We start from the raw sequence: 9542 nt of genomic DNA, 5'->3' as shown, positions 1-9542 counted from the left end.
TCCTGTCTGAATGCAGGCCCTATTCGGACAAGGTAAGGCAAAAAAAGATTGTTCCTGTCTGAATGCAGGTTCCATTCGGACAAGGCAAGGAAAAAAAAGCTTGATTCTGCGTTTCGAGAGGAATTTTTCCTCTCTTTTTTTTGAACAATTTCATTCAAAAGTAGAAGCAAAGAGAAAGGGAATTTTATTCTTCTTCCAATGTAAGGTTGGTCCCCCTTATAGACTTTATACTACCAAACAGGTCGTAACTTCGATGACCATTTATCTTCATTTGTTTCATAAACTAATTTTGTTAAATCCTCTTTGAGCATTTGCATTCGTTCGGCACCTATGTTGTCAATCCAACGTCGTTCTATCTCAGCTAGTATCTCCTCTTTTGCTTTCATTACCAGGCAGCCACGTTCGGTCAAAACAATAATTTTCTCTCTCTTATCAGTGGAATGAGTTTGGCGCATTACATAACCACTTTTCTCAAGATAATCCGCCATTTTACTTACAGCTTGCTTTGTAATTCCTAAATATTCAGCTAGTTCTATACCTGTCGCTCCATTAGGAATGATACGTTTAAACATAAAACCATGTGCAGGTTTAATATCTCCATATCCCAACTCACTCAATCTATCATGTAGTTCATTAATTAATGTACTAAAGGATAATGACAAAAGCGCGGCAAGATCCAATTCACTAAATAACTGATTATTCATGTATTCAACCTCCTCGAATAAAGTCAATTAAGTTGACTATATTTAAACCTTATTGTACTATCTGAAATATAATCAATCAAATTGACTATATTTTTACAACTACAATGGGATGACCTTTTTAGTGAGAAAATATATAACAACGTAAGAGTGAGCAACAGGAGGAAAAGAGAATGACAACAGTTTTATTTGTAAAAGCAAACAATCGTCCAGCAGATCAGGCGGTTAGTGTGAAATTATATGAGGCTTTTTTAGCAAGCTACAAAGAATCACATCCAAATGATACAGTGGTAGAGCTTGATTTATACAATGAAGAATTGCCATATGTTGGAGTAGATATGATTAACGGCACATTTAAAGCTAGCAGAGGACTTGATTTAACAGCAAAGGAAGTACAAGCAGTAGCTGTTGCTGATAAATATTTAGATCAGTTCCTTGCAGCGGATAAAGTTGTACTTGCTTTCCCGTTATGGAATTTAACAATCCCAGCTGTACTTCACACATATATTGATTACTTAAACCGCGCGGGTAAAACATTTAAATATACACCTGAAGGTCCAGTAGGTCTTATTGAAGATAAGAAAATTGCATTATTAAACGCAAGTGGCGGTGTATATTCTAAAGGACCAGCAGCTGAATTAGAAATGGCTGTTAAATATGTAGCAAGTATGTTGGGCTTCTTCGGTGTAAAAGATATAGAGAAAGTAGTGATTGAAGGTCACAACCAATTCCCAGATCAAGCAGAAGAAATTATTGCCGATGGCCTTGAAAAAGCTGTTAAAGTAGCAAGTACGTTCTAATTAACAAAAACAACTTTCACTCAATTTGCAGTACTAACACATTTATAGTGTTGGTACTGCTTTTTTATTCGTTTATCCCGTTACCCTATTCTTGATTATTCAACAAACGCTCCCTTATATACCTTTATTATCACGCAATTCCACAATTGTACCTTCTGGAGCTTTTATTTTACAAAGATGGCCATTTTCAACATGATAAATAATCTCACCTTTTTTACAAATAAAATTCACATTCATTGCTTTTAAGCGTTCTACTTCGTGCTCGAGATTTTCAACCCATATACAAAAATGAACAATCCCTTGACCGTTAGAATTATTATCTATAAGGACTTCATTGTTTTTACCAGTTTGCAGCTCAATATAAAAACCGTCTAGATTTAACCAACTATTAAACTGTCTTCCATGAAAATCCGGGGATTCTTGGACTATTTCAAATCCTAAAGCTTCCGTATAAAACTTTAATGTTTCCAGATATGTATTGGTTTGAATACATAAATGGTGAACGTATTTTTTTACCATAATGTTCTTTACACCTTCTTAAATTAAAAAAATTCATCACGATACCTCCAATGCTGAAGTATCAATTATTCCTCTAAGTCATCTAAATCTATTAGTTGTTTCATTCTCAAACGGTAGATATAAATATTTGGAATAAGAAAACAAATTAATATAATTACGCCGGTTAGAATTCCTACTGACAGCCCTGACTCTGGTGTAATTGAAACAAAGTACGCAATTATAATAGAAATGACTAATGTGATTACAGTTGAAATGATAAATGATTTTTTGGGATTACGGATTTTTTTCTCGTGCTCAACACTGATACTCATTGATAGATAAGCTGATACAATTGCTGAAACCATAAACACAAGCCAAATAGGATTGTCACGCATACCGTCTATCCCACTAGTAAATAGATTATATCCCAAGATACAGAGAATCCCAAACGTTTGTACAATATAAACAATTCTTGTATTTTGCAAATTTCGAAGTACTAAGCGCTCGTCTGTTATTTTCTTCATTAAAAGTCCTCCTCTTCAACCCAAAATATTTCATCTAAAGTGCCACCTACTGCATAACAAATCTGTAAACACAATTTTAAAGATGGGTTATATTTTCCTTTTTCAATTAAGCTTACTGTTTGTCGTGTAATACCCACAGCATCTGCCAATTGCTGTTGCGTAAGATCCTTTTTTACCCTTGCTACCTTTACAGAATTTCTCATATACCCACCTCCCACAAATAAAATGTAACATATAAATTACGTTTAGTAAAATATATATTACATAAAAATCAAAAAAAGCTTTCACAAAATATTTATTAGACTAAAATGCCCCTTTACTATTTGGAAATTCTTCAATTAATTCAAAACCAAGAATGTCCCTATAAAATCTCAAGGTTTCTTAGTAATGATTTGTCAGTATACAAATATAACGAACGAATTTTGAAGTCATTTTTTCTCCGTTTTAAATATCTTCCTAAAATTTTCTTTCACTAATAATTTTTTGATTTTTTTCGAAAGCACAATTTATTATTCAAGAATAATCCTCCTTTTTAAATCCATTATAAAAATAAACGTAGAATTTAAAGGAGGGTATTTTAATGTTTAAGAATAGTATCCGTGTATTCCTGATGATCTTTTTAATAATCAATGCGATTGGCTGCACGAAAAATTTAGACAAATCAACTCAGCCTAAATCATCTAAAATACAGCAAAAGAATGTAACGAATTCTCCCTCTAAAACGAAGATAAGTGCTGTTACATTAACTGCGTATCCAGCATCGATTGCGGCAGTTGTGAATAAAAAGTATTATATGCCGGTTACCTATGTTCCGAAGAATCTAGTCTATCCCAATGTACCTTTTTTATTTAGTGAAAAAATTGAAAAGCGTAAAATGAGAAATGAAGCGGCAAAAGCTTTGGAAAGAATGTTTGCCGCTGCCCAAAAGGATGGAATTTATTTAAGCGGAGTATCTGCGTATCGTTCTTATAATACTCAAAAAGTGCTATTTAACAATTATGTAAAAAGGGATGGTTTTGAAAAAGCTCGAACCTATAGCGCCATTCCTGGGACAAGCGAACATCAAACTGGTTTAGCCATTGATGTTAGTGGAAGAGATGGGAAATGTGCAGCAACATCTTGTTTTGCTAATACGAAAGAGGCTGCTTGGTTAAAGAATAATTGTGCAAAATATGGATTTATCATTCGTTACCCAAAAGGAAAAGAAGCCATAACGGGTTATAAATACGAACCTTGGCATATTCGTTATGTTGGTAATATTTCAACTGCAATCCATAATCGTGGTATTACGTTAGAAGAATATTTACAAGTAACTCCTGTTTCAAAATAAGGAAAAAAGCGATTCTCTAACATGAATCGCTTTTTTCTATATTTATGCTGGTTTTTAATTTATACCTTTTTCTACAATCCTGCTCCGTTAGCTAACAAGCAAAGCTGCCCAATAATAGCAGCTTGCTCTTTAAGTCTTGCACCCGTTTGTTGAATAAAGGGTTTCACATTCTGTGATGTGTAAAAATTATTTATACTTCTTTGAATATATTAACTCTGTAATCGGAAGTGTAACAAATGTAAGGCCAACCACAATAAGTAAAGGAAAATTATTAATATCGTTCAAATTGGATACACCTTCAGAAATGAAAAGAATTAAACCTGCCAAAATCATTAACACAAAATACCCTATCTTTGCACTCTGGGTTTCAATATGCCTGTCTAATTCGTCTTTCTCTCCACCGCCTTCATGGTTGCCCCATTTAACCCAATTTAAAAAATATGATAGGGCAAGGAAACTAAAAAATATAGAACCTCCATCTATAGTGCCAAATCGTACCCATTTGTATAAGGTAACTCCCACAAGCGTACAAAAAACACCAAAGGTTAAAACAGCGACGATTTTTTTTGATTTATCCATTCCTTTTTCCTCCATTCTCTGAACGTATAAATAATTCCTCCATAGTGGTTCCTAAATTACTTGCAATATCAAACGCTAACTGTAAACTGGGGTCATATTTGTTATTCTCGATAGCGTTAATCGTTTGCCTACTTACATTACATAGTTCTGCTAATTTGCCTTGTGAAAGACTGTTTTTTTCTCTGAACTCCTTAATTCTATTTTCCATTCCATATATCACCTCTGCATCCGTAAGGTGTAAAAAACCTTTTACATCTTTATGATAAAAAAAGACAAAGAAGGTGTCAAACATTTTTTACACCTTCTTTGTCTTATACTCAATATTTTATTGATTCTCTATCTTGGACCCATTTCGTAACTAAAACTTTACGTTTTACTTGATAAACATAAAATCCTACAAGCTGAAGGTAATTTCCTCTTCTTTCTTAAATTCTGGAAGCCACTCTCCATGTGCCTCTATTAAATCATCACAAAGGGAAACGATATCATCCAACGATAATTCTGCGGACGTTTTCTTACCCATTAATATATCCAAATCAACGGTTATTTGAGCTGAATCCTTTTTACAAATGACTTCGCTCATTACTCAGGTATTTTTAACATCCTGAAGAACAGTCCGCTTCCCCCAAAACAATTCCCGTAATGTTTCGAAATTAACTAAACCTGTTCCTATAATAATCGTCAAAGTACCAATGCCTGTTAACCAAGAAATATATTCATGGTAAAAGATAACTCCTAATATTACGGCAATTAATGGTGAGATATACAGCCATGTAGAAGGAAAAACGGGATTTGTCCGAGAGACAAGCCAATAATAAATGCTATGAGCGATCATTGAACCAAAAATAGTTAAATAAAGAAAAGAACCAATTGAAGCTGAGCTTAAAAGATAATCAAACTGAATGTTCTCGGTAAAAAATGATAAAATGATTAATAAAATCCCGCCATGCATCATTTGCGCTGCATTTAAGGCAATCGCTGATGTATTTTCAAATTTTCGGATAACATGCTTCGTATAAATCGTCCCAGATGCGTAAAAAACTTGACCGATTATGACGGCGAGACAACCAACCATCCATAAGGGACTAATCTCAATTGAAAAACTAGGTAAGATTAAGAACGTGACACCAATGACTCCTACGACACAACCAATCAATGATTTTCGATTTCCCTTTTGCTTCATTATGATTGTCTGAATAATAATAATCATCATCGGAGCGGTAGCAGATAAGACAGCTGCAATCCCTGATGTCACATACTGTTCTGCCCAGTATAATGTGGCAAACGTCCCAAAGGTTAAACCTACTCCTGTTAAAAACATCTCTTTCCGAAATAATAATGATATTGTCGTTTTTCCTCTCCAAACCATAAAACTAAATAGCAGCAAACCAGCAATAAAAAAACGGAGTCCAGCTGATAAAAATGGAGGCACTCCTGCATCAACACCAATTTTAATCGCTAAAAATGTCGTTCCAAAAATCAAACACATGAAGCAATAATTAATAATCACCATATAAAACTCCTCCTTTTTTCTATCATAAAAGAAGGATAATAGAACAGATTGCAAAAGATAGAACAGATTAGATTAGATCATGGTACAATCGTTTTGAATAGGAGGAATCGATGTGAGCAATGCGATTCAAAATGAAGATTATCTTTTTAAGAAAGTATATGATTATGTACTTCACCGAATAGAACGTAATGAATGGAAAGAACATCAAAAGCTTCCCTCCGTCCGGCAATTAGCATCTGAAATGAATATTCATAGATTAACTGTATTAAAGGCTTATCAATTACTGAAACTGCATGACAAAGTTTATGTAATTGATAAAGTAGGCTATTTTGTCCAATCAAATGTGACGAAAAATCTTGAATATCTGGACAATCCAATTGTTTCTGCATACGTTCAAAAAAATCATTTATCTGAAATCCACCAATCACCTGTTTCCTATCATTTTTCTCAGGCGTTAATTGATCCAAATCTTTTGCCAAATCAATATTTTTCGGATTACGTGAAGAAAGTTTTCGACCTTTATCCAAAAGTACTTGCAACCTACTCAACTGTGCAAGGTGATTTAGAGCTTCGTGAAGCACTCGCTCACTATTTTATCAACCAGTATAAAACTCATCTCCATACTGATGATCTATTAATCACTTCTGGATCACAACAAGCAATTCACTTAATTGCTCAAACTTTTATTAAGAGAGGAGACGCGGTTTTATTTGAACGTCCAAGCTATAGTGCTGCGATTGATATTTTTAGAGCACAAGGAGCACAGATTGTAACGGTTGATATCCATCCAGACGGGTACGATTTACAGCAGGTTGAATTATATCTTAAACAATATAAACCACGCCTATTTTATCTCAACCCAACATTCCATAACCCGACTGGTTATACTGTTTCAGTCGGGCAGCGCAAGAAATTAGTGGAATTGGCTGAACAATATAGGTGTCTTTTAATTGAGGACGATGCCTATCACGACATATATTTTGATCATGCCCCGCCGCCGCCAATTTACACATATGATGCTGCCGGGACAGTCATTTATATCCGAAGCTTTTGCAAATATATCTCGCCTGGTTTGAGAATTGCGGCTGTTATTTGTCAATCATCATTAATGAATTCACTAATAACAGTAAAATTGTTAACTGATAATGGCTCACCACTTCTCAATCAAAAAATTTTTCTCCATTACTTTTCATCACTTAGATTGCAGCAACACTTAGAGAAAATACGGATCGCCCTGCAGATCCGAAAGGAAATCATGGAAGAAGAGCTGGCGGTAACAGATTGGAAATGGACCAGTCCACAAGGCGGTCTGAATTTATGGGTGCAGCTTCCGGATAAACTTCCAATTGATTTATTATTAACAAAAAGCATCGAACAATCTATATCCTTTGTCCCAGGTCAAGTTTGTGATCCGTTAAAACAACTATCATCCTGGATACGTTTAAGCTATTCTTACGCAAATGAAAAACAACTAAGTGAAGGGATAAAAAGGTTTGTTGCAGTGGCGCAATCTCTATCTAATTAGGAGGATTGGATTAAAGGTATACTAAAACAAAAGAAGTCTGCTTCAAGTGATACAAATGTAAAACCACTTTATTAATTAGTACATTTTAGGGCCCCTAATTTCGGCAACAATCTCGAGTTGAGGATACTTCGAGATAGACACCGAAACACAAATTATTTTTTCTTATCTTTTAAAAAGGCATTGGGCAGTAAAAAAACGCCTAATGCCTAAATACTTAAATCAATCCAAAAATAAAAGGTATCGATCTGCCTAGAACAGTTATTGAATTAGATTCTCTCTTTTCGCCTTCTCCACAGCTTCATCTCTTCCTTGTACCTGTAGTTTAGAATAGATAGTGGAAATGTAGTTTCTTATAGTTCCTTCAGATAAGTATAACTTTTGAGCAAGTATTTTATTACGAGTTCCCTCAGCCAACCCACGAAGTATTTCCAATTCTCTTTCGGTTAGTTGATAAGGATTTTCTACTTTAGCCCCCATCTGATTTTCAAGTAATTGTTGTGCTACATCTTGTGTGATCATCGTTCCACCACCATAAATTAGACGGATCGTTGCTGCCAATTCCTTTGGATTAACGGATTTTAGTATGTATCCTTCTGCTCCAATCCGCAGAGCTGTCGCCGCATAAGACACATCCTCAATAGTTGTAATCATAATAACACGTATATGCGGCCAAGTTTCTTTAACTATTTTTGTTGCAGTTATACCATCCATTTCTGGCATGTTAATATCCATTAATATTATATCGGGACAATTTTTCTGGGAATCCTCAATTGCTTGTTTTCCGTTTCCAGCAATAAAAACCTGAAAATCTTTTTCTTCCCCTAACAATAGCCTTAAACTTTCACGGACTAGCGGTTGATCATCCACTATAAGAACTTTAATTTTATGACTGCCCTCATTCGTTTGATTTGGAATCATACAGGTGATAATTGTACCTTCATCCTTCTGAGTATCGATATAAAACTTGCCTTGCAGCATAGCAAGACGTTCGCTCATACTTGAAAGTCCATATCCATATTGAATTTTTTCACTTCCTTTTCCGTTATCCTGTACCTGTAGCATTATTTGAGCTTGGTCATATTGAAGAAGAACTTGAATGGAACTAGCTTGACCGTGACGGCTGGCATTAGTCAAAGTCTCCTGTAAGCACCGATACAATGTAAGTTTAGCTTGCTTCATTACAGGATAAGGTTCACCCATTGTGCGAAAAATAACATGTACTCCTGTATTTGTTTTAAACTCCTCCATGATTTGAAGAAGAGAACGATCCAATGGCAAATTTTCTTCTAAGGGATCCATTTGATGCACTTGCCGTCTAATATCTTCTAGTCCAGTTCTAGCAAGTTTTAGCATGCTTTGCAGCTTGGTCTTTCCTTCACTTGAATTAATATGAGGGATTAGTGTTTCCATGCCTAAAATCATAGAGGTAAATGAATGCCCAATCGTATCATGAAGTTCACGTGCCATACGATATCGTTCTTCCAGAAGAGTCATTTTTTCGATTTGTGATGAATATTGTTCCAGAATCGAATATTGCTCTTCTATTAGTTTTAGTTTTTGCTTAATTGCATTAATAGAGACAGCCCCCATCTGTAGAGAAAAGCTAACTCCATAAAAAATAAGGGCATCCATTAAGCTTTGCCAAATCAAAGGACTTGTCAGTGATGAAACTACCGAGTCACCCGCAATTAAAATAAACAAAATCACAGAAATAGGCAGAGAAAACCAATGTTGTTTACCTCGAGAATAGAATGCAATTGTAAAAAGTATTGGAGCAAATAACCTAGTCAACTCTAAATGGTAAGCAAGAAAAAGCGAGAAGCCACCGGCAACCAAACACTCAGTAATAAAATATCGGTAATATTGTCTTCCTACAAATAAAAAAGGAATTGTACTGCAAACGAGAAGAGCAATACAAACCAACCAAAAAGGAAAATTTGCTTTGTCTCTATACATGAAAATGATAACTAAAATGATCCACACAGTTCGTAACGTAAAAATGGACCAATCTTGCCATGACCATCGATTTATGAAAATACGCATTCGTACAGCTCCGATCAAAAAAAATAAAA

Annotated in this window: 12 protein-coding genes; 3 read left to right on the top strand and 9 right to left on the bottom strand. The window is 34.8% G+C overall.

Features of this window, described 5'->3' with window-relative positions; genetic code table 11:
* Positions 1 to 230 precede the first annotated feature (230 nt).
* Positions 231 to 704: a MarR family winged helix-turn-helix transcriptional regulator gene (locus tag V7150_RS12530; protein WP_335518402.1), complete on the bottom strand. Its 474-nt coding sequence runs from the start codon at positions 702 to 704 to the stop codon at positions 231 to 233.
* A 170-nt stretch (positions 705 to 874) separates the two neighbouring features.
* Here V7150_RS12530 and V7150_RS12525 point away from each other — a divergent pair, with 170 nt between their 5' ends.
* Positions 875 to 1501, top strand: a complete 627-nt coding sequence (locus tag V7150_RS12525) for an FMN-dependent NADH-azoreductase (protein WP_335518400.1) — start codon at positions 875 to 877, stop codon at positions 1499 to 1501.
* A 114-nt stretch (positions 1502 to 1615) separates the two neighbouring features.
* On the opposite strand, the gene V7150_RS12520 is transcribed toward V7150_RS12525, so the two are convergent.
* From V7150_RS12520 to V7150_RS12510, 3 genes are all read right to left on the bottom strand, one after another.
* The gene (locus tag V7150_RS12520; protein WP_335518397.1) at positions 1616 to 2020 is read right to left on the bottom strand and encodes a VOC family protein; all 405 of its coding nucleotides are present in this window, start codon (positions 2018 to 2020) and stop codon (positions 1616 to 1618) included.
* 65 nt (positions 2021 to 2085) lie between these two features.
* Entirely contained in the window at positions 2086 to 2523 is a 438-nt protein-coding gene (locus V7150_RS12515; RefSeq protein WP_335518394.1) for a hypothetical protein, read from the bottom strand.
* Positions 2523 to 2726 (bottom strand): helix-turn-helix transcriptional regulator, encoded by a 204-nt coding sequence (locus V7150_RS12510; RefSeq protein ID WP_335518392.1) that lies wholly within the window; start codon positions 2724 to 2726, stop codon positions 2523 to 2525. The genes V7150_RS12515 and V7150_RS12510 overlap by 1 nt, the downstream gene beginning before the upstream one ends.
* Before the next feature lie 377 nt (positions 2727 to 3103).
* On the opposite strand from V7150_RS12510, the gene V7150_RS12505 reads away from it, so the two are divergent.
* Positions 3104 to 3853, top strand: coding sequence for a M15 family metallopeptidase (locus V7150_RS12505; protein ID WP_335518389.1), 750 nt, complete (start codon positions 3104 to 3106; stop codon positions 3851 to 3853).
* A 186-nt stretch (positions 3854 to 4039) separates the two neighbouring features.
* Here V7150_RS12505 and V7150_RS12500 read toward each other — a convergent pair whose 3' ends face one another.
* From V7150_RS12500 to V7150_RS12485, 4 genes are all read right to left on the bottom strand, one after another.
* Positions 4040 to 4432, bottom strand: a complete 393-nt coding sequence (locus V7150_RS12500; protein ID WP_335518387.1) for a hypothetical protein — start codon at positions 4430 to 4432, stop codon at positions 4040 to 4042.
* A complete protein-coding gene (locus V7150_RS12495; protein WP_335518405.1) occupies positions 4425 to 4640 on the bottom strand; it encodes a helix-turn-helix transcriptional regulator in 216 nt (71 codons plus the stop codon). Before V7150_RS12495 ends, V7150_RS12500 begins: the two co-directional genes overlap by 8 nt.
* A gap of 186 nt (positions 4641 to 4826) precedes the next feature.
* Positions 4827 to 5015, bottom strand: a complete 189-nt coding sequence (locus V7150_RS12490) for a hypothetical protein (RefSeq protein ID WP_335518407.1) — start codon at positions 5013 to 5015, stop codon at positions 4827 to 4829.
* A 3-nt stretch (positions 5016 to 5018) separates the two neighbouring features.
* The gene (locus V7150_RS12485) at positions 5019 to 5945 is read right to left on the bottom strand and encodes a DMT family transporter (protein ID WP_335518384.1); all 927 of its coding nucleotides are present in this window, start codon (positions 5943 to 5945) and stop codon (positions 5019 to 5021) included.
* A 112-nt stretch (positions 5946 to 6057) separates the two neighbouring features.
* Between V7150_RS12485 and V7150_RS12480 the strand changes: the two genes are divergently transcribed.
* A complete protein-coding gene (locus tag V7150_RS12480) occupies positions 6058 to 7470 on the top strand; it encodes a PLP-dependent aminotransferase family protein (RefSeq protein ID WP_335518381.1) in 1413 nt (470 codons plus the stop codon).
* Positions 7471 to 7728: 258 nt separating this feature from the next.
* Here the strand turns inward: V7150_RS12480 and V7150_RS12475 are convergent, their stop codons facing one another.
* Positions 7729 to 9513: a hybrid sensor histidine kinase/response regulator transcription factor gene (locus V7150_RS12475; RefSeq protein ID WP_335518380.1), complete on the bottom strand. Its 1785-nt coding sequence runs from the start codon at positions 9511 to 9513 to the stop codon at positions 7729 to 7731.
* Positions 9514 to 9542 lie beyond the last annotated feature (29 nt).

This window comes from Neobacillus drentensis (assembly GCF_036965245.1).
In the GTDB taxonomy this organism is placed as follows: domain Bacteria; phylum Bacillota; class Bacilli; order Bacillales; family Cytobacillaceae; genus Neobacillus; species Neobacillus drentensis_G.
The sequence above is the reverse complement of the archived record's forward strand: the minus strand, read 5'-3'. Positions and strand labels throughout refer to the sequence as shown.